This window comes from Telmatocola sphagniphila, assembly GCF_018398935.1.
GTDB lineage: Bacteria > Planctomycetota > Planctomycetia > Gemmatales > Gemmataceae > Telmatocola > Telmatocola sphagniphila.
The window spans coordinates 4,809,839-4,836,151 of the sequence record NZ_CP074694.1; the positions used below are offsets into that span (position 1 = coordinate 4,809,839).

Sequence of the window (26,313 nt, forward strand, 5' to 3'; positions counted from 1 at the left end):
TTTATGATTTTGGAGAAACCCATGTTGGATGTCAAAGCGATCCGGAGCCAATTCCCGGCCCTGGCCCGAAAGATTAATAGTCAGCCGATTGCTTATCTCGATGGCCCGGCCGGTAGCCAGGTGCCCACTTCGGTACCGGCGGCCATCAGCGATTACCTGTTGAATCACAATGCCAATCACGGGGGAGCCTTCGCTACCTCACGGGAATCGGATGCGATTGTCGAAGGGGTTCAGAAGAAAGTGGCCGGGCTGTTAGGGGCCCAGGATCATTCGTGCGTCGCTTTCGGCGCCAACATGACCACCATGACGTTCGCCTACAGCCGGGCGATTGCCGCCCGTTGGAACCCAGGCGATGAGGTGATTGTCACCCGGCTCGATCACGACGCGAATGTCTCCCCCTGGGTGCGAGCGGCTCAGGATCGCGGCGCGGTGGTTCGTCCTGTGGAAATTCATCCGGAGGACTGCACGCTGGATCGCGACCATTTTCGCAGCCTGCTGAATTCCAGGACGAAGCTGGTGGCTCTAGGCTGCGTCTCCAATGCCGTCGGCACGCGCAATCCTGTCAAAGAGATGATCGCCGAGGCCCATCAAGTTGGGGCCTGGGTCTACCTCGATGCCGTTCATCATGCTCCCCATTTAAAAATCGATGTGACCGACTGGGATTGCGATTTCCTGGCCTGCTCGGCCTACAAGTTCTTCGGGCCGCACATCGGAATTGTCTGGGGCAAACGCCAACATCTCGAAACGCTGCCCGCTTACAAAGTCCGGCCGGCCCCCGAATCACTTCCCGACCGCTGGATGACCGGGACACAGAATTTCGAGTGCATTGCCGGGGTGGGAGCCGCCGTCGATTACATGAATTCGGTAGGAATTTCCGCCATCGAAGAATACGAACGGGAACTGGCCCAAGAGTTGATCGCCGCTTTGCAGCGCGTGCCCGGCCTGAAAATCTACGGCATCGTGGATCCGAAACGGTACCACGAACGGGTTTCCACAGTTTCCTTTACGATGGCTGGTCACACCCCGACCGAAATTGCCAAGCACCTGGCCCGCGAAAACATCTTCGTCTGGAGTGGCAATTACTACGCCCTGCCCCTGACCGAACGTCTGGGCCTCGAACCGCAGGGCATGGTGCGCGTGGGACTGCTGCATTATAACACGGTCGAGGAAATCGCGATGCTGGAAAAGGCACTTCAAGAATTGGTCCGGTAGTGCGAAGAAACGCTTCGCACTACCCAGATGTTGCGGATTAGCTAAGGGAAAGTGGGCCGTCCTTACAGTAGTTGGTGCTGCCGAAGCTCGTGATGCGATGGCCAAAGCCATGAGCCATCGACATCAGCAGCCGATTGTGAGCGACGTTCTTGAACTTCAGCGATCGCCCCATCTTGAAGTCGAGCCCGTTGCCCACCAACACGAACGGGATGTTGTCGAGCGTGTGCGAGTTGCCCTTACCCAGTTCGTTGGTCCAAACAATAGTGGTGTTATCGAGAAGACTACCGTTGCCGCCCGGTTCCGGGGTTTCCGCCAAACGCTTGGCCAGATAGGCCATTTGTTCGCAGAACCACTTGTTGATTTTGGTCAGGTTATCGACAGCGGCTTTATTGGTATCCGGTTCGTGCGATAGCTCGTGGTGCCCTTTATCGACGCCGATCCACTTCATGTGGGCGCCGCCTACCGAATTGGTGTATTGCAGGGTAGCCACCCGAGCGAAGTCGGCCGCAAAGCTGTTGACCATCAGATCGATCTGCATCTTGCTGATCTGCGGCATCTTGTCGTTTTCGCGCTTGATACCCGGATCGAGTTCGGGAATCTTGTGGCCGAGATCGTTTCCTTTGTCGGCCTTCAGTTCCTTTTCCATCTCCCGAACGAACGCGGCATGCTCATCCAGCAATCGTTTGTCGGCGGCACTGACCACCGAGCCGACCTTTTTGAGGTCTTCGTTCAGGTCGTCCAGCACGCTTTTGAGCGTTTCGCGGTCCTTGGTTCGGCCATAAAGTTTGCCGAACATCTGGTAAGGATCATCGATGGGAGCAATCGGTTTGTTGCCCGCGGCGTAGACCATGCGGGTCCAGGTATCGGCGCGATCCGGCACCATCACCCCGAATTCGAGGGAGCCGAAACGGGTGCGGGTGGCCTGTTCTTTCTGCAGATAATTTTTGACTTCCTGATCGATCGACAGTCCCTTGGCCCAACCGGCGGGTGTGGCCGAGCCGCCTTGGATGTTCCCGGGGAACAGTTCCGTCCCGGTCAAAAGGCAGCCGATGCCACGCATGTGCGAATCGCCATCGCCCTGGATGCGGTCGCTAACACCGTGCAGCACCAGGGTGCGGTTCTGGTAGGGTTCCAGGGGTTTGAGAGAATCGGGTAGGGTGAACTTGTCTCCCTCTTCCTTGGGCCAGAAAGTTTCCGGGAAAACGCCGTTGGGGCTGAACATGATCACCAGGCGCTGCTTGCGCTGGGTGCTGTTGGCAAAGCCGAGACTGGGAAGATTGAGAATGAACGGCATGGTCGCCGCACCGATCCCCAGATCGCGGACGAATTCCCGGCGCGTAGTATTTCGAAACGCCATACCTATTTCCCTTTTTCGTTTTTGTTCGATTGATTAATTGTAACTTTATCTTCGCGGCTTGTCAGGGCGGAATTTGCCATAACTTCAATAGCCAGCTTCCGGATATTCAGGCCGCCGTCGATGAAGGCCTTCTTCAACTGCTTCGACTTATCCGGCCCGTAAGCCCCGATTGACTGCTGCACCAGATGATGGAACATCTGATCGGCAAAGGATGCATACACTTCTTCACTATCGGCCAGAAACTTCGCCAAATCCCGCACCCCATTGAACGTTTTTTGCTCGCCACTACGAGTGAGATACATACCGTGGGCATCGACCGGCTTACCGTTATCCTTGTTGCGGAAGCGGCCGATGGCGTCGAAATTTTCCAGAGTAAAGCCGAGCGGATTGATAATCCCATGGCAGGTCGTGCAATTCTGCGGCTTGGTCTGCAGCGTTACTCTTTCGCGAGTCGTCAGGTCGGGATGCAGATTGGCATTTACCGGCGTGATGGCCACCGCAGGCGGTCGGAGTGTGATGCCGAGCATCCCGCGTACCAGGAAAACTCCCCGGTGGATCGGCGAACTTTCGCTCGTATAGGAGTAGGCCGACATCATATACGGATGGGTCAGCACACCGGCCCGGTCGCTATTGGGGAACTGGATTTTCCGGAACTGGGGTTCGGCCGGAAGCGGGGCCTCATAAAAGCGGGCCAGCCGATCATTCAGATAGAGCGCTTCGGACAAGAGAAGATCCTTGAAGTTGGAACTGGAACTCCAAGCCACATCGTCCAGAAACATTTCCAGTGAAGATTTCAGATCGGCCACTACCGCCGTATCGAATCCGGGGAAACGCTGCTGATCCTTGGAAATATCGGGCGACTGATCGAGTTTCAACCAGTGGAATAGGAACTCACGCACTTTCTGCTGAGCGCGAGGATCTTTCAGCATCCTGTCCGCCTGCTGAGCCACCTGATCGCGGTTTTTCAATCGACCTTGGGAGGCAGCATTCAACAATTCCTGATCGGGCAGAGAATCCCAAAGGCCATAGGAAAGCCGGCTGGCCGTGTCGTAAGCATCCGGATGATTGCCAACTTCCCGGTAGAGGAAGCGCGGCGACTTCAGCACGAACAGTACCATCCGTTTGACGGCCACTTCCGGCGTTTTGCCGATTTCAAATTGGTGATCGATGTAAGCTTTCTTTTGATCATCGTCCAGCGGCCGGCGGAAGGCTCGCTCCACAAATTTCAGGCAGAAGTCGCGAATGGCTTTGTCCCGTTCCTTGGCGCCATCGCGGGTGCGAGCCAACTCATTGAGATGAGTACTGACGAAACCGGCCGCATCGAGCGCGGCGTCGGTCGCGGCCTGATCCCATTCCTTCGAAATGCTGGTGCCGCGTTCCCAGCCATAACTGCGGTCATCTGGCGGGAAGGGATTGGAGACCACGTAGCTTTCCGCACTATAGCTGGGCGAGAGGAACCGGGAAGGAATAACTTCGGAGGTTCCCTTGGGCCGGGTCCATTCCAGAGTCACGTTCGACCGTTGCGGCGGACGATCCTTTTTCTTATCATCGACCCCCTGCTTACCCTTCATCAGGAGCAGACGAATCGGATAAACCCGGCCGGCCACGAGATAAATGTTCCCTTTGTATTCGGTGTCGTTCCCCGATTTCACCAGAATGTCGATCAGCGGTTTCTGCGGCTGATTGACGAACAGTTGCATGGCGTTTTCGGTCTTCACCGTGAAGGTGTAGTCGCCGGTCTCCGGAGCCAGGATCGATCCGCTCCAGTTGACGCAAAACTCCACTTTTTCGATTTTGTCGGGCACCGGACTTTCCGTGCGAAAATCGAAATTCACTTCGGGATCGAGCCGATCCAAAATGCGTTTGTCATTGCGCGGATCCCGAGCATTGAAATATTCGCCGCGCAATCCCCGCTTGTCTCCCCAGGGAGCCGAGCCACGGAAACTGTCGATCAAATCGGCGACAGAGTTGCGGTACTGGCGAACGGTCAAACGGGCGAGTTCTATCCGAGGTGGCTTGTTGCGTTCCCGGGCTTCGTTCGAGTAGAAAGCCTCGTACATGTAGGCCGCGACGTTATCCGCATCGGCCCCCGTGCAGCTCCCCGGATTGTCCTCCGGCATCGACTTGGAGATATATTTGGCCAACTGGGCGACTGAGCGATTACCGATCAACTGCTCAGGGTATTTTTTGGTGCCTTCGCCGTTGGCTCCGTGGCAGGAGGCGCACTGCTTTTTGTAAATCGCCTCGCCTGTCTTTTCCTCGGCCGCTCTCAGAGAACTCGGCGCGCAGATTAGGAGGGAGAGAGTGAAGATCGCGGGGAGAGTGTATCGACAAATCAACGGAATGTTCCAAATGAAAGGTATGACGCTTACAAACTAGCTTAGAGCAAAAAGGTATAGCAGGTATGTACTTATAATTTTAGCTGACCGTCGGGAGATGTCAAGAAAAGAACGAAGGGGTGGAGAGCCTCGAAAACGCTCAAATTTCCTTTTCAAAACAAAAACTGTGCGGATTGTTTTCGTACACGCCATAAGGAGGTACCGGCAAATATCCTGCCCCGCGATAAAGCGCGAGGGCCGCGGGCTGGCGGTCTCCGGTTTCCAGTCGGGTCCTGGAGAACCCTGCCTGCCTGGCTCGGGCTTCCAATTCGGACAAAATCCGTCTCGAATAACCCAGCCCGCGCGAGCTCGGCCTCACATACATCCGTTTGATCTCTACTACACCCGGCTCCATCAACCGGTAGCCCCCGCAGGCCACGAGCTCATTTCCCCGACGTCCGACTAAAAAAATACCGCGCGGCGGCAATCCATCTTCGGGTTGATAATGCCCCGAACCATCTTCGGACTCGTAGAGCCCCGCCATCTCCGCGGACAATTCCGCAATCAACTGCGCGACTTCGGGCAGCCGGGGATCGGAAAGCTCCATTTCGAATTGCGGAATCATCTAGTCAGTTATATGCGGGATAATTCATCTAAAAAATTCTTTTGTCCGTTAAAACAAGTGGGTCTCGTAGCCGCATTATTACTTAAGCTTCATACAGGATCGCTCTTCGGTAAGGTTGCTTGCAGTTTGTGCCGGGATCGCTTACACTCATTTTTATCTCATTTTTGAGTTCAGAGGATCTGAAGATGGTTTATTCATGGACCAATGTGGCACTTTTGTGCCTCGGAATGGTCGCTTATGGAGAGGATGCAGCCGCCTACAAAGCGGGCGACATCGTGTTCCCCAAGAATGAAAGCGTGGAATTGAAGACGGAAGAGGATGGTCAGGAAACGGCTCTCGATGCCGATCAGATTCAGTACACCGTTATCGAACAGAAAAAGAACCGCCTGAAAGTGAAGCTGGGGGATGGCAAATGGGCCTGGCTGGAAGCCGAGGATGTCGTCTTGGCCAGTAAGGCGGCCAGCTATTTTTCCGAGCAGATCACCAAGGAGGCGACCGCCGATTTGCACATTCGACGGGCCTACGTTTATAAGCTGGAAGACAAACTCGAAAAAGCGCTCGCGGACTTTAGCGCCGCCGTCAAGCTGCAGCCGGAGGACGTCCTGGTCTGGATCAACCGCGGCGACTTCTATTCCGAAACGAAAGATTACGACAAGGCGATTGAAGACTTTACGGAAGCGATCAAGATCGACGAAGATTATGGATACGCTTACATCGGCCGGGGCAATGCCCGGCTGGAAAAGAAAGAATTCGAAAAAGCACTGAAGGATTTCGGCAAAGCACTGGAAATCGATCCCCAGGATACGACCGCCCTTCTCAGCCGGGGAAATGCCTATCTCGAGCAGAAGGAATACGATGCAGCCATCAAGGAGTACAACGAGGTCCTGGAGATCATTCCCAACAGCGCCTATGCGTATGTCTGCCGGGCCAATGCCCAGGCGGCCAAGAAGGACTTCGAAAAAGCACTGGCCGATTACACCAAATCTCTCAAGATCGATCCCGAAAACTCGGGAGCCTTTGCATCCCGCGGCAATTGCTACGCCGACAAAAAGGAGTACGACAAAGCGCTGAAAGATTTTACCGAGGCGATAAAAATCGATCCGAAATCGGAATACGCCATCAACGGGGAAGCCTGGTTGCTGGCCACCTGCCCCGAGCCGAAATATCGTGATGGCAAAAAGGCAGTCGAACTGGCCCAGAAAGCTTGCGAACTCAGCCATTTCAAAGATTTGAATCTCGTCGATACCCTCGCGGCGGCCTTCGCCGAGGTCGGAAAATTCGAGGAGGCGGTGAAATGGCAGGAGAAAGCCATCCGCAACCCGTTTGCAAGCGATACCGAAATCTCCGAGGCCAAGGAACGGCTGGAACTCTACAAGATGAAAAAGCCCTACCGCGATGAACGAAAGTAAGCTCGGTTCGAATAGTCAATTCTTGCACTTGCGAAGCGTCCTTGTTCACCGACGCTTCTTTTAGAGTGAACCGTTGCTCGTCGAAATCGACCGTTTCAGACCACTCGAATAGCCCTCCCCTTTTCGCAAAAGCCATCGGATTTTTTTCCAGACTTTTGATGAAACCGACTCGGCGATCGGTTAGAATCCCCTCACACGATTGGAAAACCAACCTTACCTGTCCCGTTCGCACGATCGGGATATCCTTTTTCTTCTTGGGCAACGTCATGACTCTCCCTTTTGATCGTCGTCAAATTATCAAACTCGGTGCGGCCGCACCTCTGGGCTATTTCTTCACCGGACCCGCGACTTCGGTTGTGAAGGCCTACGGCTCGGCCGACCGCTTACGCGTAGCCGGGATTGGTGTCGGCGGCAAAGGATCGAGCGATATTGAACAGGCCGGCGCCGTGATGGACGTCGTCGCCCTCTGCGATATCGACGAACATCGACTCAACCAGCGAGCTACCACCTGGCCCCAGGCGAAGAAATATTTCGACTATCGAAAACTGTTCGACGAGATGCTCAAGGAAATCGATGCCGTAGTGGTCTCCACCCCCGACCATTCGCACGCCAAGCCTTCGCTAATCGCGATTCACTCCGGCAAACACGTTTACTGTCAGAAGCCCCTGGCTCAGACCCCCTTCGAAGCCCGACTGATGCGCGAAGCGGCCGCCAAGGCCGGAGTGGTTACTCAGATGGGGAATCAAGGCTCGGGACTAAGCGGTCTACGGCGAGCCGTGGAACTGATTCGCACGGGGGTCCTCGGCGACATCCTCGAGGCGCATGTCTGGACAAATCGTCCTTTCAAATATTGGAAGCAGTCTCCCGATGTGGTCTCCCGGCCACCCGAAGCGGCCGTTCCGGCTTACGTCCACTGGGACGAATGGCTGGGGGCCGCCCCGTTCCGGCCTTATGCCGTGCGCGACGACAAGAATTCTCCCGGCGGCAAGCGACCCGCCTACCACCCGCACGACTGGCGCGGTTACTGGGACTTTGGTACCGGGGCTTTGGGCGATATGGCCTGCCACACCGCCAATATGGCCTACCGGGCTATGGAACTCGACGCCCCGATCGCCGTGAGTGCGGAGGCGGCCGCGATCAATCCGGAAACTTACCCCGCCTGGGCCAAGATTCAGTATCACTTCCCGGCGCGGGGCACCAAGCCCGCAGTTGTGCTGCACTGGTACGAAGGGGCTCGCGACGGCAGCCGGGTTCTGCCTTCGACGGAACTGCTTGCCAAGGTGCTCAAAAAGGGTGAAAGCGCTGCCGATAGCGGATCGCTCTTGATCGGTTCGAAAGGAATGCTGTATAGCCCGAACGATTACGGCGCGGAATTCCGGCTAACTCCCGAAAAAGACTTCATGGGAGTTCAGACCAAGAAACCGGAGAGTGGCCCGGAAGGTATCCCGGACAATCCGGATGCCTACATGAAGCGGGAATGGGCCGAAGCGATCAAGGCCGGGAAGCCATCGATGGCCTCCTCAAGCTTTGCCATCGCCGGCCGACTGACCGAGACGATGCTGCTGGGCAACATCGCCGTGCGTTTTGCGGGTCAGAAACTGGATTGGGATACGGCAACGCAGAAGTTCAAGAACTCCTCGCAGGCGAGCGCTTTGGTCTCCAAGGCGTATCGCAAGGGGTTTGAGTTGAGTTGAGCATTCAGCTGTCAGCATTCAGCTGTCAGCATTCAGCTGTCAGCTTGTTGATTAAAGTTCACTCTCGCAATTCGGCGTGCTAGCCGTCGGCGAAAAAGCTTCTGAAACCCTGCGGATGGCAATTATCTTAGAGCACTCAGCCACTTCTAATCACTGAGTTCTCTAAGCTGACTGCTGACTGCTGATCGCTGATCGCTGACAGCTATACCAACGGCTGCCACTTTCGCCCTTCTTCCGCCAGCAACGCATCGGAGGTGGCGGGCCCCTGACTTCCGATCTCGTACTCGGTCATCACCGGGCCGTCTTTTGCAGAGGCCGCTTCGATGTACGGATCCATAATTTCCCAACTTCGTTCGATCTCATCCCCGCGCATGAACAAAGACGAATCACCCTGAATCGCATCCAAAAGTAAGCGTTCGTACGCTTCGGGAAGAGATTTATCTCCGAAGGCCGTGCGGTAGTCGAACTTCAAATCTCGCACCTGCAAACGCGTCCCTTCCACGGCGGGCACTTTCGTCTGGAACGAAATCTTAATTCCCTCATTGGGTTGCAACACCAGCGACAGGCGATTGCATTCCATGATCTGGCCGGGCGGCAGCGGGAACATCATGTGCGGCGGACAGCGGAACTGAATCACCACTTCGCTGAAGCGAGATTTCAACGCTTTACCCGAGCGCAGGTAGAAGGGCACATTCTGCCAGCGACTGTTGTTGATTTCAAAACGGGCCGCGGCATAAGTCGGCGTCCGCGAGGTGGAAGGCACGCCGGGCTCCTGCAGGTAGCCCTTGTACTGGCCGACCGCCAACCATTTGCGGGCTTCTTCGGGAGTCGGGATGTGAACGGAATCGAGAACCTTGATCTTCTCGTTACGCAAGCGGTCGGACTGGAATTTCGCCGGCGATTCCATGGCCACCATGGTCAGCACCTGCAACAGGTGGCTCTGGAACATATCGCGCAAGACGCCCGAATTGTCGTAGTAGGCCCCTCGTTTACCAACGGGAACCGACTCGGCCACGGTGATCTGCACATGTTCGATGTACTGGGAGTTCCAGAGCGGTTCGAACAGCGTATTCGCAAAGCGGAGGACGAAAATGTTCTGAACCGTATCTTTGCCCAGGTAGTGGTCGATGCGGTAGATCTGCTTTTCGCGGAACTGGTCGTGTAACAGTTCGTTGATGTGTTGCGAGGATTTCAGATCGACGCCGAAAGGCTTTTCCACCACCAGTCGTCGGAAGTTCGTGTCGGTATCGCTGGCCATGCCCGCTTCGCCCATCCGCTGGGCAATCTGCGGGTAGAGTTCGGGGGAAACGGAAAGATAGTAGACGCGGTTGCCGCCATTGGGCCCTTCTTTTTTAGTCAGCCAGTCCTTCAGATGCTGCATTCCTTCGGCCTGCCCGGCGTCGGCCGCACAGTAGAAGAGTTTGGAGGAAAAGCGCGTCCAGACCTCCGCATTCCAGCTCTCCCCGGCCCCTTTCATCGCCTCCTGAACTTTTGCTTCCATCTGGGTTCGGAAGGCTTCGTCCGTGAAGGCACTGCGGGCCACCCCCACGATGAAGGCTTCCGGCGGCAGCAACCCGGCGACATCCAATCGATAGAGGGCGGGGATGAGCTTGCGGGAAGTCAAATCGCCGGAAGCACCGAAGATAATAATGGCGGTCGATGGCATGGGATTTCTCGTGATATCAAAATTGTCTGGCCCAGTTTCTCCCGAACGGAGAGAAACTGACCAAGTTGGTTTTATAGCTAAAGGGAGTAAGCAGCCAGAAAGGAGTATTGCAATGACGATCTGGCATATATCAGATTTACATATTGCCCAGCCTGAAAAACTTATGAAAAAAAGGAGATTTTGCTTGCGAACGCCTAAAGTTAATGATTGACAACGCTTACGCGATTATTTAAGATGGTATCAACGATGCGGGAAGCGTGAGTAATACGACCATACCTTGCCAACTCCTCTTCTCCCGTTTTTGCAGGCGGCAACTCCCTTAAGCATAGTCTGAAAAGTTCTGACGCGCACCTAGGGTTCGTCTGGATACGGTACGCCTGCGCTCGAAATATCGTCTCTACGGATGTAGAAACGACCGCTTATCCGTCTACTAACGGTTGTAAGCATTGTGCGGGGGTCAGAAAGTGCGATAAACTTTCCGACGCAAGCTTTTATAGGTAAGGAAGTTGTATCAATTCTCCTAGTTTACTTAGGAGGCGACTGGAGAAGGAAGACCGGTCGATTTTAATGCACGGATGCGGCTCGAACTGATCAGGCCAGTGATCGGCACTGGCGGAGTGCATTCGCATGACGACCGATCTGAACAAGCTCCCGAAGAAAGATCTGACCGATAAGGCCAAGAAGCTTTCTATCCCCAACGCCGCGACGTTGAGCAAAGAGGACCTGATCAAAGCAATTCTCAAATTATCCAAAAAGAAAGAGAAACCGGCCCCTAAGCCGGTCGCCACCACGGTGAAAGCCAAAGAGATCCCCCCAGTTAAAGCCGCCAAACCCAGCGTCAACGGCCATCCCTCGAAGACTAAAGCTCCTCCCGCCATTGCCAACGGACACCCCGTCAAAAAGGTCCAGAAAAGCGCCGCCCGGGAGGGAGAAGTCAGCGCCAGCCACGAAGCCGCCAAGAGCAAGTTCGAAATGGGCGTCCCGTCCCGCGATCTGGCTTCCCGCATCCAGAAGACGCTGCCCAACGGCTACAGCAAAGACCGCATTGTCGTCATGGTTCGCGACCCTTATTGGCTGCACGTCTACTGGGAATTGACCCACCAGTCGGTCCAGCGGGCCGAGGCCGCTCTGGGACAGGACTGGCACGGCGCGAAGCCGATTCTGCGTATCTGCGATGTGACCGCCCAGGACACCACCAGCACCGCGGAAGCCATCGTCAAAGACATCTACATTCACGGTGGCTGCAACAACTGGTATGTCGAGGTTCCCCAACCTCCCAAATCGTACCGGATCGACATCGGTTACATTTCGAAGCGCGGCCAGCTCTATGTACTGGCTCGCTCCAATGTGGTGACTACTCCTAAAGCCGGCAGCAGCGACGCCGTCGATGAAAACTGGTCCGAACTGGATACCAAGAACGCCGACCGCATTATGAACATGTCGATGGGCGGCAATTTCGACCTGACCGGCAATATGCTGGGGATGCAGCCGGAACTGAAGACGCTGCTGGAAGAACGGCTCCGCAAGCCGCTTTCTTCGCCGACGCTGTCGAGCTATTCCTCGAGTTCGCACGGCGCTAAGGATCGCAAATTCTTCTTCTCTCTGGACGCCGAGTTGATCGTTTACGGTCGCACGGAACCCACTGCTCATGTGACGCTACAGGGCGAACCGATCAAGCTGCGACCGGATGGGACGTTCACCATGCGGTACAGCCTGCCGGACAGCCGGCAGATCATTCCGGCCATCGCCGCCTCTTCAGACGGCGTTGAAGAGCGCACCATCGTGCTGGCCGTCGAGCGCAACACCAAGCAGCTCGAACCGCTGATTCATGACGGGAACACGGAACTGTAAGTCGGATAAAGATTCAAAGCCTTCGACTTACCAATTTCGAAGGCTCTTGATTTTTCAGAATACGCAATAATCGAGAGTTACAGTTCTCGACTGATCTTAAATCGTTGGTTCTAGTCTTGATTGGTTCTAGTCTTGAATTGACATTCGACTAAGATCATCTGCCGAAATCTCTGATGAAGAAACTAGGCGATAATGCTTTTCGTCAACCAACTTAATCTCCCCTTCTATTTCAGTCAGTTCGAACATCACTATTACTTCGCCCTTGTCATCGATCTTAAATTGAACCGCAACCGGACGAGGAGTTAAGTTGGGGAATTTCTTTTTGCAAAGTGCAAGATCCTGCTTGATTTGAACGATTCCGATTTTGTCTTTCCCACCTTTGGCCTGCACTGGCACCACAAATTGTTGTCCTGTATTTCTAACTGCGACGTAGACTTCGTCGGTTTCGATTTGACCCATCAAAGGGACGGTAGTGCGAAGATGATTTTGAAGGGAATAGGCTGTCACCCGCAAAAAAATATCGATCATTCGGTTGTATCGAACTTTTGCCAACAGAGCCTGTTCGTCGCCTAAAGCATTCGCAATCACTATCTGAGGCGTCGAATCGGGGATTTTAATTTCAGCACGACCGTCGGTTGGAACTATGAGATTAGGTTTCTGAAGGCTGAAGCGATACTTTCCGTGTCCTGCCAACTCTATGACCCAAGCCAATCCGGAAGGCGCGGCGGAAATAATTTCTGGCGGCATCTGAGATCTGAATCGAAAGCTGTAGATAAGATCGCCGATATTCTTCGGAAGTGGAATAGCTAAATTGGTGGCTGCAACTTCGATTTCCGAGCGTTCGAACTCGAAAGCTGTCACACCTCTTCTAAAATGTTTTCGAAAAATATCTACCAATATTCCACCGTAACGATTCGGAGATTTAATGGCTTCAGAAGAGCGTTTTTTGGACACGATTCTGACCTTTCTGCTTCTTGGAACGGTGGGACGGATTCTGCTTGAAATCAATGGCTTCTGGATGCCCTAAAATCACGAACTCTCCGATGAAGCTCGATTCTTTGCAAGGTCGAATTGTAAATCCCAGCTTCGAACATGGCTCGAGTATTAACTTCAAATTTCGACTGCGGGCAATCTCTTGCAAAAAAGTATCAGCTCGAATCCAAGTTAGCTCTACACCAGTCTCGCGGACTGCCCTAAGGACATCTTCGAATGAAAATTTAGCGTTCGAGAGCTCTCTCTTCTCCACGTCGTAGCGATCGTCGATTAATTTTCGAATCACGGGCGGAAAATGGACTCGATGAGGAATCCTTTTCAGGGTTCGCGGTCGTTCCATAGGAAGGTCGAATGAGTCTTTTAGAATTAAAGGCGCTTTTGGCTTAATTGGTTTTTTACCTATTGCTCGAATCACTCTCAAACCCAAAGCTTTGGCTAGTGGTGGGCATACAGCATTCCCTATCTGACGATATGCGTGCCACTTTAATGGATAAAAAGCGAACCAATCCGGGAATCCATGTAACCTTGCAGCCTCTCTGGCTGTGATACATCGCGGTTTAAATGGATGAATAGGTCTCGGCGAAGTATACGAACCGTGCGATGAATCCGACCCAGCACGCAAGGTCGGTGCCAGTCCGTTTGGATCGAGCTTGGGAAGTTTATGACTTGGCACCATTTCACCTACGGGTGTCGATTTGTAGAGCGATATGGCACGGGGGCTATGTCGAACACGCAAACAGCCTGAGCAAACTTTCGAATTCCATACGCGCGGATGCGAATAATCATTGGGATCTTCCACAACTGATCGCATGACTTTTGCGTATTGCGTCCTGGGAGTCTTACTGTATTCGACGTCGTTTTCGACGAATAGCTGATCGTGGGCATCTACATCGGGAAGATCCTCAATCGCCTCCATAACTGAAGAACATTCGGGGGATCCCTCCGGAATCATCGTCGGGTAATCTACAGAGAATTCCAAATCTTTTCGCACACCGATCAAAATCAATCGCCGTCGCTTCTGAGGCACTCCGAAATGGCTCGCATCTAAAATTTTTACCGGGTGCGTGATCTTATAACCTGCAAGTTCTAGGGTTTTTATCGCTTCATCGAGCACTACACGAGTGCTCCCCGAGAGCATACCAGGTACGTTCTCCATAACGAATGCTTTGGGGCGAACTTCACACACTACTCTTACGTATTCTGAAACCAACGAATTTCTGGGATCCATCGCATCTCGTAGACCCATATTGCTGAAGCCCTGACAGGGTGGACCTCCAACGATGACATCTACGTCTTGAGTTTCGAGAGCTTCGAAAATTTCTTTCGCAGTGAGGTCAGAGACTGATTTGCAAATCGTTTTTCCATAAGGAAAATTCCGTTCGTGAGTCGCTACGTGATAACCATCCATCTCAACGCCAAGAGCAATATCGAATCCCGCCTGCTCGAATCCAACCGACATTCCACCCGCGCCGCAGAATAAATCGACGGCAATCGGTCGCCTTCGGGAATTTTTACCTTCGCCGGACACTCGAGTGCTCCTTTGCTTCATGTTCTTTACCGAACCGGCACATGGTTCTGATCTTGCAGTGATTGCATTTAGGATTTCGCGGAAGGCAAACTTTTCTACCGTGCACAACCATACCAACATGCAAGACCGTAGACATGCCTTCCGGGACGACCAGTGCCAACTTTCTTTGAGCTTGGTAATGTTTCAAATTGGGTGAAATTATTCCCATACGCTCTGCAATTCTTTGGACATTCACGTCCACAGGAAAAGCATCTAGTTTGAAACTGTACATTAAGACGCACAATGCTGATTTTGGCCCCATCCCAGGGAGTGCAGCAATAGTTGAAAAAGCTATCTCGGGATCCATGCTCCTCAGAATTTTGGCAGGTTTCTTACCGATCGAAATTATTTTTTTTGCCGTCCTTTTTATCTGAGTAGCTCGCTTTGTCGCAAGACCACCAGAAACTATGCAATCCTTAATCTCGCTAATCGAGGCTCGAGACAGATCTTCGAGCGTCGAGAATCGATTCGACAGATTTTTGAATGTTTTACGGTATTGGGCATCTGTAGTTTTAGCCGAAAGTAGTATGTAAAAAATCTCTCGAAGAGGATCCCGGAAATTCCCTAGTCGCGGCAGACCATATTCTTCGAAAAGCAGTTTACCCACTATTTTTAGCTTCGAGGTCCATACGGATTGATATCGCCTGCACTTGAGTTTCAAAAGCACTTGCGTCAAATTGCGAGTCATCGCCTCATTCTTCTAATCTTCAGCCATCGATCAGGGGCCAAAAACCGACACACGAATTATAAATTACCTTTCGGCGGCTATCCTAGTCCCAAAATAACGCAAACCCAAGCTAGTATACATATTTTCACTTCAAAAAGAGCTGCAATTATCTGGAAAAATTGTCCACTACTTCTTATCCGACGTCGTGTTGTCCACCACCACGCGCCAGCCGTCGGCCATATTCATCACCACCAGCGTATATCCCCCGGCCGGCTTGTCGGGCGATTTGCTGAAGGTCAGCGCCCAGCGGCCGGTCACGAACGCCAGATTCTCCGAAACATAAGTCACTTCAATATCGCTGAAACGAAGTTTCCCCATCTCTTTCCCGTCGGCCTTGTAGCGCTTGCGATAGCGCTCGAGCGTGGCCTCCCAGCCCTGGGTGACCGTGCCATCGGAAATGAATTTCAATTCGGGCGATTTCCAGTAACCGGCCATGTAACCTTCCAGATCCCCGCGATTCCAGGCGTCGGCCTGAAAATTCATCAGGGAGAGGACATCTTTGCCGAAATCGTTACTGCTTATCTGCGAACTGCTGGAATTGGAAGAGATTGCGAACAGGGCGACGCTCGCAAAGAGGAAAAACTCGGCAATCCAGAAAGCCCGCTTCGTTTTCAAACTGGAAGTGCACATGAAATAACTCCGGTTTTCTGGTGCAAAAAACGGCTTAGCTATTACCCGAGATATCGAACACGAACAGCAACTCGTAATCGCGCAGATAGAGCTTGCCGTTGGAAATCACCGGGTGAGCCCACACTTTACCCTGGCCCGGCCGCAGTTTGCTGCTCTGGGGAATCTTAAAGCGGCTGATTTCCTCGTACTTCTTCTCGGAAGCCTTCACTAAAGCCAGCGTACCATCATTTTCCGAATAACAGTAGAGCATACCGGCCGCAGCACTCACCGAACCTTTGCCTACGCCTTGATTCTTCCAAACCGGTTCATCGCCGCCCGCTTTCATATTAAAGCACAGCCAGCCGCCGTTATCCGAGTGGCCATAAAGGAAGTCGCCCAGCCGAACGACCCCGCCATGATGATTGGCGAAGACCTTGTTCTTGGTATACACCGTGGTTGCCTTAATGCCTTCGCCGTCTTTTTCGAACTTGAAGCATTCGCAACCGGCCCCGTAACCTGCCGTGAAGAAGGCATAATTGTCCTGAAGGACCGGAGTGGGGATCACTGCGATCTTGCGGGCCAAGCTCTTGTCACTCCAGAGCAATTTGCCATCTTTGGCGCGAACGCCGACGGCCGAGGACATGGTCTGCTGAACGTACTGTTTGATGCCTTCGACTTGGGAAATCACAATCGAAGAATACCCGGCGCCATCCTTAAAATCGGTGCATTTCCAGACGGTTTCGCCCGTTTTCTTGTTGAGAGCAATCATGCCCGTGCCCGTGCCGGGGGTGCAAATGAGGTTATCGCCATCCACTAGGACCGATTCGCTGTAGCCCCATTGCGGGATTTTGCCGCCGAAATCCTTTACCAGGTTTTTGTTCCACTGCACTTCGCCTTTTTCGAGCGAAAGGCAATGCAAATCGCCCTTGGCCCCCAGCACGTAGAGGAAATCGCCATCGACGGTCGGGGTACCGCGCGGCCCGCCGCCCCACATATCCAGGAATTCGCCTTGGGCGGTTTTCAGTTTGGTCTGCCATACCTGGGAACCATCTTTGACGTTCAGACAGGTAACGAACTCCTCGGCGTCCTTTTTCGGACCGGTTCCGCCGAGAATGTAGAGGTTATTTTTGACGATGACCGGCGTGCCGTAACCGGTGCCCACTTTGCTTTCTTCGGTGATCGACCAGAGCAACTTCGGCCCGTCTTTGGGCCAAACTTCGAGCAATTTGGTGTCGCTGGAAATACTATCCCGGTTCGGTCCCTGCCATTGGGGCCAGTCACCAGCGCTGGCCAACGATACCGATAGGAGCATGGCCGCCAAAGATTTACGAAACCGCATTGTGGACCTCAGTCAAGTAGGTGAGAAAGTACCGGTAATAGCCGTCAGACTTTGCAGCGCGTCTGAAATTCCTCGATTGAAGGCATTATGCGGGACTTGTCATTCCCAGACAAGCGGAACGCGACGGAGAAGGGGATAATTCTGGGGCGCGGGACAAAGAGAAAAGTGGGAGGAGAATTAATCGCTATCACCAGAAGATTTAACAATCCAGTAGGTTAAGAGTTCTCTTCCTCTGTCAGCCAGATACCCCCATATGCGTCCAAACCGAATCGCCTCTGCTCTATCGACCTGACGAAACGGTCCAGCCATGCCCCAAAAGAAGAAAAGATCAGACGTTGCGGTGTACTACCCGTATTACACGAATGGAACACTTGGCCTGTAGCATCGCCCGGCTAAGGTACTATGTCAGAGAGTATCTTGTCCCGATGCGCATCCATAATCGGTATCCATCTCGGCCGATAGCGAGCATTATTGCGGCCACCCGATTTCAGTATTCAGATTTATGATCTAAATTTTCGCGATTCGCATCTTTCGGGGCGAAAGGAAGTAATTTTTCCGACTCCGCTTTCGTCAATAAGGCGTAACTGAAACGAATTCGTAACGAGGTCGGGATGTTGTCAATCGACTGGGATGTCATTCTCGCTCGACATGGTCAGATGGTGATTCAGGCTGCCATGCGCATCCTGGGTTGCCAATCGGATGCCGAAGATGTGGCGCAAGAAGTCTTCATGGAGGCTTTTTCCTCCGCCAAAGTGCCCTCAAGATTACCTATCCGGAATTGGGGAGCTTATCTCCGGAAACTCGCGGTTTTCCGTGCGATTGATCGACGGCGACAACGTAGCAAAAATTCGACAACCAGTGTGGATAATCTGGCACTCCCAGGTTTCTCGGCCCACGATGAGGCCGTGCGACAAGAACTGAAAGAAAATTTGAGAGCGCTAGTCGCCGCCTTACCGGAGCGTGAAGGAGTGGTTTTTGCGCTGCGCTACTTCGAACAGCTTTCCAACCCGGAGATAGCGGAAAGCCTTGGCATCAGCGTCGGCGCAGTAGCAGCCGCGATTCATAAGGCCCGCTCGAAGCTCGAATCGACATTAACGACTCATACAGAAGGAGATAAATAATGAGAGAACCCAGCAATCAAGACAATTTTTCTCATCATTCAGAACTACCAGAGCCCTTTCGAGTTGCCGTCGAGGCTATCTTGAACGAGCCGGCTCCGAAGCTGATTTCGAGTCAATTTGATTTTTTGAGAACTCGACCCGTTCGAACACCCTCCTATGCCTGGATGATCCGGGGGGCGGCATGCTCGGCAGTCTGCGCTGCTGCGATTCTGTTGCTGTTGGCGATGACCTTTTCTCCGTCGGATGCCTGGTCGCAGGTTCTAAAAAACGCCCAGAAGCAAGCTTGGATTCGAATAACGGAGAATGGGGCAGAGAAAAATAAGACGAGTGAAATCTGGTTCTCCGCAACGAAGGGAATGTTTGCCATCGTGTCTCCGGAAGAAGTGAGTTTTGCCAACTTTGATGAGAAGAAAATACAGAAGTTCGATAGGCGCACAAAAACGATCACCGTAGGGGAGTTTGACTCAGACAATCGGACCGAAGCCATGGCATTTGACAATGTTTTCCGGTCGATTTCGGCAAGCAAGCTTGTTTCTTTAGATCGAATCGGTGAGGGCAAAATTGTTGACCGCCGAACCACTACGCGAAATGAGGGGGATCATCGCTGGACGGAATATATGTTTTTGCTCGAGTTTCGAAACAGTTCCCCCGCAAACTTACAATTAACGTACCACGTCCCTGCTGAGACGGAGCTTGCCAATAAAATAGTGGAAGAGTGGACGGAAGAAGGAGTGCGAGTTTCACGCACCTGCAAGATCGATTATCCTTCTTCAGGCCCCGAAACTATATACGCACTTAATGTTCCGAACGAATCCAAAATTGTTGATACACGTTATACGGAGGAACTGAAAGTTTTACTTAAAGAGTATGTTAAACAACAGAAAACACAATTTGATCCATACTCTGCTACTGTGATGTCAACAATCGTGGATTGGAAAGAAATTAATTTGGACGTCATTAAGCTCCAGTATACCGGATCAGAATACTCCGCCAAGCAAGTCGATGGGGATCAGATTTTCAAATTGGTTCGCGAAGCCGACCCCACTAAAGTTCCGGCGGCGGATGATCGGATTAAGTGGTGGAAGGAGCAAGTCGACAAACTCTGTTTTGAAACCTGGGGGGATAAAAACATGTTTTTCCCAGGTCAGACTTTCGTCCCGGATCTGATTGGACACCCTTTGCTTGGACTCGTTCCATACAACCTACGAGTCACAATGAATTCAAAACCACAGATTGGTCCAAGCAATTGTAACTTGGTAACTGTTGAAGATGCCAAAACTGGCAAAATTCTGAATCGCTATTGGTTGTCCCCAGATCAGCAGTTGCTTTGTCTTCGGTCTGAACGATTTCCGGAGAAACCGATTGATTTGATTTCGGTGACTGTGATTGAGGAGGTCGAACAATCTCCTAAAGGTCGCTATTACGCGACTCTCTACCGGCAGGGAGAGGTCAAGCAGAGCGGTGACGATCTGAAGCCTACCGGAGTATCGCCTGGAGCGACCGTCATCAGGAAGTTTCTCGTTGAGTTTTCGAAGTAGCAACTCTCTTCTTCAAGCACTCGACCGGCGGCGGGTGGCACTGCTAAGCAAACTAAATCAACGCATGTCATTATCCAGTAACGGTTTGGGTGGAACTGGCTATTGCCAGTGCCGATTCGATATAACTCCCGCTTTTTCGGATCGAATTTGTTTCGGAGTTGGTGAAAAGTCTCTGCGATTTCTCTTTCTCAGGCACTGGCAAATAGCCAGAGCCGCCCGCCCGCGACACTCGATCAACGACAACTGGCGCGTAAATGGTTCAAACTGTTCCCTTTACGAGGCTAAAAATTAGAGGTAACGGCGTTGAGTGCCGCCCTTCGCCTGGGGATTATTTTGCTAATCAATTATCGGGCTTCGTTCGGAATCGCGATCGAAGGGAAGCCAAAATTCTCGAGTTCACTTTCCTGAAAGGCACTGGAGATAGTCAGTTCATTCACCATGATTCCTGCCAGAATCAGGGCGTGATATATGGCCTGTACGGAATCATCGCCTTGGGCTGTCTTGAGATCATCTTCGCCAGTGTCGCGAGTTCGTACATTACAGGCCCAATAGTTTGATTGACCAACGTTAATGTTTACAGGCATCGATATATCGAGATACGCATAACGAGTAGTCGCGAGATCATCGACCCAAGTAAAAGTCCGAGTACAGAGAAGGGATCCGAAATCGGCAGTCATAAATGACTCCAAGTTAGAAGAGTAATAAGTATTTTTATTTCTATGGAACAAGAACTGAAACGAGTGTTCAGGCCCCGACAACACCAGTGGACACAATGTAAGCGATTCCACCAACAACCACGATTGTTCCAACTACAAATTCCGGGATCATTCGTTAAAATATCCGCAATTTCACTCGCAGTCATTACCGCGAGTTCAACAGCCTCTTGACCAACCTCCACTAGACCCCTAACAGTTGATTTTACGGCGGCTGCACTGGTAACCAAACTAAATCAACGCATGTCATTATTCAGAAACGTTTTGGGTGGCAATTACTATCTGCCCGTGCCGTTTCGATATAACTCCCGCTTTCGGATCGAATTTGTTTCGGAGTTGGCGAAAAGTCTCCGAGATTTCTCTTTCTCAGTCACTGGCAGATAGCCAGTGCCACCTAAACCGTTACCTCATAATGATTTGCGGTGACTCTAAAGGGTTACCAGTGCCACCCGACGATAGCGCGTCGCGGTCGCGGTTATCACACGGACGGCGTGTCGAGCGCTATTTGCCCGTAGTTGATCGAAAGAGACGTCAATTGGTTGAAAGCTTTAGTCAGGAAAGCTATACTTGTTCAACGAAAATGGAAGATCGTTGCGATTACGCATTGGCAAATAGCCAATACCACCCAAACCTTTACCTGACAATGACTTATGGCGATTTATAGAGGTTGAGTGCGATTTCCTGCTGCGTGCACATAGCACAAACCCAGAATTGGGATCGAATGCTGGACACTGTTTACGAAAACTACCGGTTCACCAGAATTGCCCGGGAGTTGTTGCGAAACTCTTCTCGCGAATTCACGATCAACGAACTTCAGCAGAGAGGATATGTTTCGCGCAGAATTGCCCGCAAGATTTATCACTTCCAAAGTTTACACACTCTTTTTCACTCTTGGAACCTGCGTACTTCCGTTGTTAATGGAATTACGGAAGCCATTGAGCTATCGACGAATTCAGACAAGCCGGAAACGACGGACGGCGTGGGAGCCTATGTCTCTTGCTTCTACCTTCTTTATGTGAGCACCGAAGCCAACATTGATGTCAATATAATCGATTCCATGAACGCGTTCAAACTCCTGGCGAACTACTGCTTCTTCGCGGAGCATGCGAACTCAAGTCTGCTGATGGAATTTCTTGCGATACTCCGAAAGAGGCTTTCTTCGATTAGAAAAAGCGATGCTTCCGACTATCTTTCTGCTTGTGAGCTGTGCCAGGATTTTTTGAAAAACGGTTCCGTTGATTTCTCAAAAACGGAGGATTCCGATCAATCAGAAATCACCTTCGAACTTCGGAAGCATATGAGAAGACTTATGCAAATTCGTTGCTAATGGTTTCGGAAACTGGTTTCGTTTGGGATGACTGTCTGATTAGCGATCAGCTTTCAGCGGTCAGCAAATTGAGGAGGACTGGCTTTGTTTCGGGGGCCTGTTCCCATACGTGTTTCGACATTACTGTACTTCCCGAAAATTGTTGATGTTTCGTGAGATCAGGGTGGCGCTACTTTTAGAATTGGAAATAGGTCACACGTTATGAAAAGTGGATTGTTTCAATACGCACTGGCGGATAGCCAGTGAGACCCAAAACATTACGTGACAATGACTTGCGGTAACTCTAAAGGGTTACCAGTGCCACCCGCCGGGACTAAGGTCGAAGATTACTTGCGGCGGTTCAATGCTGTCCCAGGGCGAGATATGGCCAAATACAAAGACATGACATTGCACGTTGTCGATGAATCTGGCTCTGTGCTGCACCATGGTCCGATTACGTAGTAAATCGCTAAGTCGATCTGACACAAAATGCCGAAAGAGGTTGCTTATGAGTCGTTATGCTTATCTAGTTTGCGAAGAAACCAAGCATGTGATTTGGCTTGGCAAGATTTATAATGCAGAAGCTATTGGTCGCTACTTTCAAATTGGAGCAGGAGTTCGAAACTCCGAAAATCCTCTTCTGATGAAGGCAGTGATGAAATTTCTAGCCGAACATCTAGGCAAAACTGTAAGCATCCTTCCCGAGGAGGAGTACGATTCAATTCTTGATGAGACCTTCATTGATATAGGAGGCGATGGCCCTCCTGGTATTTCACTTGAAGCTTATATAGAGGATTTTGCTGGTTAACGAGATCGGATGTCGTGTACAGTAACTTTTATTTATGAGCACTAAGTTCGTGCCTCCGAAGATTTGTCTCAAGCGAAGGATGACAAAAAAAACCAAACCGTGTCGATCGCGGCGGGTGGCACTGGCAAGCATTCTCAATCAACGCAAGTCATTAACCAGTAACGGCTTGGGTGGCACTGTCTATCTGACAGTGCCATTGTGAGATAAAGCGTTCTTCTGGCTCGAATTTGTGCCTGAGATGGTGAAAATTTCTGGCACTTTTTCTCCCACGCACTGGCAGTTAGCCAGTGCCTCCCGGAAATTGGACGAGGATGGAGTCCTACAATTCACTAAGATGAACAAAAATAGCAGGTGACCAGTGTCACTCGCGGTCGGATGTGGTTAAAATACTGGTGAAAGCCTCATCCATCTCATGAGGAGTGCCCGTGCCCGAATCCAGTTCGCAGCCGCAAGCCTTGAGCAAATCCCAAGTCGTTCGACTGTTAATCTGCGTGATCGTGACGGTCATCTTCGGCTACCTCTACTTTCATTGTTTTAAGATCTGGTTCGGACTGAATTCTGGATTCCAGAGCTATGAGGATAACTGGTACAAGCTTCTCTTCTCTGAAGAACAGCGTGAGGATTTGCGGATCTATTCCCAGGTGATTTTCTGGTTAAGCTGCGTCTACCTTGCGATAGTAACTCTATTGGCAATTCAACTCTACAGAAAAGGTTACACGAAATACACCTTGATACGTCGGGGTCTCTATGGCAAGGCACATTCCCTAGTCTTCTTGCTTATGTTGTGGTCCTGTTTCCCCGGATTCGGATATTACTTGACCGATGAATATTGTTTTAGGGCCTCGATGGATACCGGAGGCAACCCAGAGATTGTTTCGAAGCTGAATCTCAGTTGGCAAAGAACTTCTCAATTCATGATGGTGCTGTCGAATTTGCAAATTTCGTTTGTCATCATTTTGATCTGGTGGACGTACGAGGTGCTGCTGATCGTACGGCGTAGTGAAAACGCGTCTCAATCGAAATTCGGCCATGAGATAGTTCCCTCGGACAAAAGTGGTAGAATTTAAAAGGAGATTTTTTCGAGCCAAATGAGGATAGGCCGTGCCCAAATCTACAGCTGAATTCACGACAGCCGAACATGTCAAAATCTATCGGATTTACGTTCTGAGTTTGGCATTTGGAGCGCTTCTCATTTTCGAATATTTCCCGGACTTCTTCAACCAATTCTTTAATTATTTCGATCAAAAAGAATTTTTGCAGAAGGAGCTGATCTTCACGAAACAGCAACAGGCGAATTTAAAGTTGTTTTCTGATATAGTCTTCTGGTTCAGCTGGATATATCTTTCAGTACTCCTAATTGGCGGAATTCGACTCTACAAAAAAGGTTACTTTAAACTAAATTGGGTGGGCGTCTTATGTATGTATAGTAGTCGACAATTCCCTGATTTTGGTATTTTCTCGATTTTGCGGATCGGTTAGAAATTGGCAATGGATGCCAAGGAGCAACTCAAGGAAGATGTCCGGACGGGAAAGGTCAGCACCGATTACCTGATCGACTTGATTTTTTCCCTCCAGAACCAATTGCAAGCAGCTCTCCAAGAAATCGCAGACCTCAAAAAGCAAATCGCCTCCTCTCCTACGCCCAAGGTCGCTGAACCGTATTCGATAAAGGCGGAAGAGAAGCGCCAAGAAGCCAAGAATCCGAAAAAAAAGCGTAAGCAGAAGAATGGCAAGAAACGCGGTCGCATCACCTCGGCGGAAAAGATCGCTCAGGCCGAACGCAGCGAAGCGATTTATCCTGAAGGCCTGGACAAGAACGCATGTCATTTGTCGCACACTCGACCGGTGTGGCGAGTAGAAAACGGTCGAGCGGTGCTGATCGCCTACCAGATTTATCGGGGCCCTAAAAACCGCTACGGCCAAATCCCTGGCGTGATAGGCCGCAGCGAATTCGGCATAGAAATCTTCGTCGAGATTGCTTTCCTGGTCTACACCGTCGGGATGTCATTCGACAAAGTCTGTCTGTCGCTCCAATTCTTTCAGAATATGACTCTGCGAAAAGCGCAGGTCGATGCGTTGCTGCACCGGTTGTCGCGTCATTGGGAAAAGGAATTCGATACGCTGTGCACGCTGGTGGCCAACTCATTGGTTGTCTGGACCGATGAGACGGGCTGGAGCTTGAACAGCGTGTGGGCGTTCCTCTCGGAGAAAGCCCGGATCCTGTTGTTCGGAGTCAACAAGGATGCCGACACGCTGGCGAAAATTCTCGACCCGTCCACGTTCAAAGGTCTGGTGGTCAGCGACGATGCGGCGGTTTACGGGCACTTCACTCATTCGCAAAAGTGCTGGGCGCACCTGTTGCGGAAGGCCATCAAGCTGACGTTGCTCGAACCGGACAATGCCGAATACCGCCGCTTCACCGATCGGTTAATCGAAATCTATCGGAAGGCTGTTCGCGTCAAGCGCGACGGACGACTGGGCGAGGCGGGTCGTCTCCAGAAAATTGCCGAACTGGAGGACGAGATCGTCGTCTTGTGCAGGCCCCTGTGGTCTCAGAATTTGCCGAAGTTGGCCGGAACGCAAGACGATTATCGCAAGCTGAACAACGAAATCATGACGCTGGTGATGAGGGAGGAGTTATTCGCGTTCGTGACGACCGAGGAGGTGGAGCAACCCAACGGGGTAACTGTGGAAGTCGGGGCGACGAACAACGAAAGCGAACGGACGCTGCGGAAGCCTGCAGAAGCCCGCAAGACGGGCCGGACCAGCAAGTCGCTGTTCGGGGCTCGTCGGCAATCGATTTTGACCAGCGTGCTGGAATCGCTCCGCTTGTACCTGAAACAGTTCACCTTGGCGAACGTAATCGAAGAGATCAACAGTTGGACCGAGGAAGGGATCAGCTGCTTTACGAAATTGTTGAATAAGATGAACTTGTCGCTCCCCAAAATCTCTGTCCTCAATGGACTGTTTCCCAAGGTTGAAGCAGAGCCCAAACTCAAACCAAGCGGGTAGATAAAAGGTGTCGCCTGTCCTCCTCCAATACAACGGTAAAAACCAGACCCAATCAAGCGCTAAGCAACGAGTTTTCACCTGTGCCGATAACCCATCTGTCGGCAAATTCAAAAGCCGAGTCAACCTCAGCATGCTCCATGCTGCGCACAGATATTGCGGCTACTATGTATATCGTTGCATTGCTCATTGTCTATTACATGCAAATATATTATATGCTAAACGACCGCGACTATTTCTTTGCACATGTAGACAACAAATATTATTCCCTGACAATAAGTGAGCGGAATGGCGAATGGGGCAAAACACTCCAGCAAATTCGAAAAGCCACGGGATGTATTCTCGGTTCCGTTTGGTTAGCGTTCTGGCTGACCTTCCTAGTCTGGCGGTTCCCTCTGAAGGAAGAAAATCAGACTTTGCCGGAAACCGTGAGTACCGACCTCTAAGGCTG

The 26,313-nt window shown here is 51.6% G+C and carries 21 protein-coding genes; 11 read left to right on the top strand and 10 right to left on the bottom strand.

The window, feature by feature from the left end:
• Positions 1-21: 21 nt before the first annotated feature.
• Entirely contained in the window at positions 22-1,212 is a 1,191-nt protein-coding gene (locus KIH39_RS19330) for a cysteine desulfurase-like protein (RefSeq protein ID WP_213494869.1), read from the top strand.
• Between the two features lie 37 nt (positions 1,213-1,249).
• Here the strand turns inward: KIH39_RS19330 and KIH39_RS19335 are convergent, their stop codons facing one another.
• The 3 genes from KIH39_RS19335 to KIH39_RS19345 all read right to left on the bottom strand — a co-directional run bounded on the left by KIH39_RS19335 (position 1,250) and on the right by KIH39_RS19345 (position 5,512).
• Positions 1,250-2,569 (bottom strand): DUF1552 domain-containing protein, encoded by a 1,320-nt coding sequence (locus tag KIH39_RS19335; RefSeq protein WP_213494870.1) that lies wholly within the window; start codon positions 2,567-2,569, stop codon positions 1,250-1,252.
• A gap of 2 nt (positions 2,570-2,571) precedes the next feature.
• A complete protein-coding gene (locus KIH39_RS19340) occupies positions 2,572-4,908 on the bottom strand; it encodes a DUF1592 domain-containing protein (protein WP_246539348.1) in 2,337 nt (778 codons plus the stop codon).
• A 139-nt stretch (positions 4,909-5,047) separates the two neighbouring features.
• The gene (locus KIH39_RS19345) at positions 5,048-5,512 is read right to left on the bottom strand and encodes a GNAT family N-acetyltransferase (protein ID WP_213494871.1); all 465 of its coding nucleotides are present in this window, start codon (positions 5,510-5,512) and stop codon (positions 5,048-5,050) included.
• Positions 5,513-5,697: 185 nt separating this feature from the next.
• On the opposite strand from KIH39_RS19345, the gene KIH39_RS19350 reads away from it, so the two are divergent.
• The gene (locus KIH39_RS19350) at positions 5,698-6,921 is read left to right on the top strand and encodes a tetratricopeptide repeat protein (RefSeq protein WP_213494872.1); all 1,224 of its coding nucleotides are present in this window, start codon (positions 5,698-5,700) and stop codon (positions 6,919-6,921) included.
• Positions 6,922-7,187: 266 nt separating this feature from the next.
• On the top strand, positions 7,188-8,615 hold the full coding sequence (locus tag KIH39_RS19355) for a Gfo/Idh/MocA family protein (RefSeq protein WP_213494873.1): 1,428 nt from the start codon (positions 7,188-7,190) through the stop codon (positions 8,613-8,615).
• Between the two features lie 202 nt (positions 8,616-8,817).
• Here the strand turns inward: KIH39_RS19355 and zwf are convergent, their stop codons facing one another.
• Positions 8,818-10,281: a glucose-6-phosphate dehydrogenase gene (zwf, locus tag KIH39_RS19360; protein ID WP_213494874.1), complete on the bottom strand. Its 1,464-nt coding sequence runs from the start codon at positions 10,279-10,281 to the stop codon at positions 8,818-8,820.
• A 627-nt stretch (positions 10,282-10,908) separates the two neighbouring features.
• Here zwf and KIH39_RS19365 point away from each other — a divergent pair.
• Entirely contained in the window at positions 10,909-12,132 is a 1,224-nt protein-coding gene (locus KIH39_RS19365; RefSeq protein ID WP_213494875.1) for a DUF4912 domain-containing protein, read from the top strand.
• A gap of 126 nt (positions 12,133-12,258) precedes the next feature.
• On the opposite strand, the gene KIH39_RS19370 is transcribed toward KIH39_RS19365, so the two are convergent.
• The 5 genes from KIH39_RS19370 to KIH39_RS19390 form a co-directional block, all read right to left on the bottom strand.
• On the bottom strand, positions 12,259-13,086 hold the full coding sequence (locus KIH39_RS19370; RefSeq protein WP_213494876.1) for a hypothetical protein: 828 nt from the start codon (positions 13,084-13,086) through the stop codon (positions 12,259-12,261).
• Positions 13,064-14,653 (bottom strand): DNA cytosine methyltransferase, encoded by a 1,590-nt coding sequence (locus KIH39_RS19375; protein ID WP_213494877.1) that lies wholly within the window; start codon positions 14,651-14,653, stop codon positions 13,064-13,066. Before KIH39_RS19375 ends, KIH39_RS19370 begins: the two co-directional genes overlap by 23 nt.
• Positions 14,637-15,380, bottom strand: a complete 744-nt coding sequence (locus KIH39_RS19380; protein WP_213494878.1) for an endonuclease III domain-containing protein — start codon at positions 15,378-15,380, stop codon at positions 14,637-14,639. The genes KIH39_RS19375 and KIH39_RS19380 overlap by 17 nt, the downstream gene beginning before the upstream one ends.
• A gap of 165 nt (positions 15,381-15,545) precedes the next feature.
• Positions 15,546-16,049 (bottom strand): YybH family protein, encoded by a 504-nt coding sequence (locus tag KIH39_RS19385; protein WP_213494879.1) that lies wholly within the window; start codon positions 16,047-16,049, stop codon positions 15,546-15,548.
• 34 nt (positions 16,050-16,083) lie between these two features.
• On the bottom strand, positions 16,084-17,367 hold the full coding sequence (locus KIH39_RS19390) for a PQQ-binding-like beta-propeller repeat protein (protein ID WP_213494880.1): 1,284 nt from the start codon (positions 17,365-17,367) through the stop codon (positions 16,084-16,086).
• A 611-nt stretch (positions 17,368-17,978) separates the two neighbouring features.
• Between KIH39_RS19390 and KIH39_RS19395 the strand changes: the two genes are divergently transcribed.
• Entirely contained in the window at positions 17,979-18,488 is a 510-nt protein-coding gene (locus KIH39_RS19395; protein WP_213494881.1) for an RNA polymerase sigma factor, read from the top strand.
• Positions 18,488-20,026 (top strand): hypothetical protein, encoded by a 1,539-nt coding sequence (locus tag KIH39_RS19400; protein WP_213494882.1) that lies wholly within the window; start codon positions 18,488-18,490, stop codon positions 20,024-20,026. The genes KIH39_RS19395 and KIH39_RS19400 overlap by 1 nt, the downstream gene beginning before the upstream one ends.
• Before the next feature lie 344 nt (positions 20,027-20,370).
• On the opposite strand, the gene KIH39_RS19405 is transcribed toward KIH39_RS19400, so the two are convergent.
• A complete protein-coding gene (locus tag KIH39_RS19405; RefSeq protein WP_213494883.1) occupies positions 20,371-20,703 on the bottom strand; it encodes a hypothetical protein in 333 nt (110 codons plus the stop codon).
• 757 nt (positions 20,704-21,460) lie between these two features.
• Here KIH39_RS19405 and KIH39_RS19410 point away from each other — a divergent pair.
• The 5 genes from KIH39_RS19410 to KIH39_RS19430 all read left to right on the top strand — a co-directional run bounded on the left by KIH39_RS19410 (position 21,461) and on the right by KIH39_RS19430 (position 26,308).
• Positions 21,461-22,066, top strand: a complete 606-nt coding sequence (locus KIH39_RS19410; protein WP_213494884.1) for a hypothetical protein — start codon at positions 21,461-21,463, stop codon at positions 22,064-22,066.
• Positions 22,067-22,553: 487 nt separating this feature from the next.
• The gene (locus KIH39_RS19415; protein ID WP_213494885.1) at positions 22,554-22,853 is read left to right on the top strand and encodes a hypothetical protein; all 300 of its coding nucleotides are present in this window, start codon (positions 22,554-22,556) and stop codon (positions 22,851-22,853) included.
• Positions 22,854-23,278: 425 nt separating this feature from the next.
• Complete coding sequence (locus KIH39_RS19420; RefSeq protein WP_213494886.1) at positions 23,279-23,920, top strand: hypothetical protein; 642 nt, start codon at positions 23,279-23,281, stop codon at positions 23,918-23,920.
• Positions 23,921-24,341: 421 nt separating this feature from the next.
• Positions 24,342-25,865, top strand: a complete 1,524-nt coding sequence (locus tag KIH39_RS19425) for an IS66 family transposase (protein ID WP_213494887.1) — start codon at positions 24,342-24,344, stop codon at positions 25,863-25,865.
• Positions 25,866-26,077: 212 nt separating this feature from the next.
• Complete coding sequence (locus KIH39_RS19430; RefSeq protein ID WP_213494888.1) at positions 26,078-26,308, top strand: hypothetical protein; 231 nt, start codon at positions 26,078-26,080, stop codon at positions 26,306-26,308.
• Positions 26,309-26,313: the final 5 nt, after the last annotated feature.

Coding starts and splice junctions, on each gene's coding strand:
- KIH39_RS19385 (WP_213494879.1), bottom strand. CDS start 16,049: ATGTGCACTTCCAGTTTGAAAACGAAGCGGGCTTTCTGGATTGCCGAG.
- KIH39_RS19430 (WP_213494888.1), top strand. CDS start 26,078: ATGCTAAACGACCGCGACTATTTCTTTGCACATGTAGACAACAAATAT.
- KIH39_RS19395 (WP_213494881.1), top strand. CDS start 17,979: ATGTTGTCAATCGACTGGGATGTCATTCTCGCTCGACATGGTCAGATG.
- KIH39_RS19390 (WP_213494880.1), bottom strand. CDS start 17,367: ATGCGGTTTCGTAAATCTTTGGCGGCCATGCTCCTATCGGTATCGTTG.
- KIH39_RS19380 (WP_213494878.1), bottom strand. CDS start 15,380: ATGACTCGCAATTTGACGCAAGTGCTTTTGAAACTCAAGTGCAGGCGA.
- KIH39_RS19365 (WP_213494875.1), top strand. CDS start 10,909: ATGACGACCGATCTGAACAAGCTCCCGAAGAAAGATCTGACCGATAAG.
- KIH39_RS19410 (WP_213494884.1), top strand. CDS start 21,461: ATGCTGGACACTGTTTACGAAAACTACCGGTTCACCAGAATTGCCCGG.
- KIH39_RS19405 (WP_213494883.1), bottom strand. CDS start 20,703: ATGACTGCCGATTTCGGATCCCTTCTCTGTACTCGGACTTTTACTTGG.
- KIH39_RS19425 (WP_213494887.1), top strand. CDS start 24,342: ATGGATGCCAAGGAGCAACTCAAGGAAGATGTCCGGACGGGAAAGGTC.
- KIH39_RS19355 (WP_213494873.1), top strand. CDS start 7,188: ATGACTCTCCCTTTTGATCGTCGTCAAATTATCAAACTCGGTGCGGCC.
- zwf (WP_213494874.1), bottom strand. CDS start 10,281: ATGCCATCGACCGCCATTATTATCTTCGGTGCTTCCGGCGATTTGACT.
- KIH39_RS19335 (WP_213494870.1), bottom strand. CDS start 2,569: ATGGCGTTTCGAAATACTACGCGCCGGGAATTCGTCCGCGATCTGGGG.
- KIH39_RS19345 (WP_213494871.1), bottom strand. CDS start 5,512: ATGATTCCGCAATTCGAAATGGAGCTTTCCGATCCCCGGCTGCCCGAA.
- KIH39_RS19330 (WP_213494869.1), top strand. CDS start 22: ATGTTGGATGTCAAAGCGATCCGGAGCCAATTCCCGGCCCTGGCCCGA.
- KIH39_RS19400 (WP_213494882.1), top strand. CDS start 18,488: ATGAGAGAACCCAGCAATCAAGACAATTTTTCTCATCATTCAGAACTA.
- KIH39_RS19415 (WP_213494885.1), top strand. CDS start 22,554: ATGAGTCGTTATGCTTATCTAGTTTGCGAAGAAACCAAGCATGTGATT.
- KIH39_RS19350 (WP_213494872.1), top strand. CDS start 5,698: ATGGTTTATTCATGGACCAATGTGGCACTTTTGTGCCTCGGAATGGTC.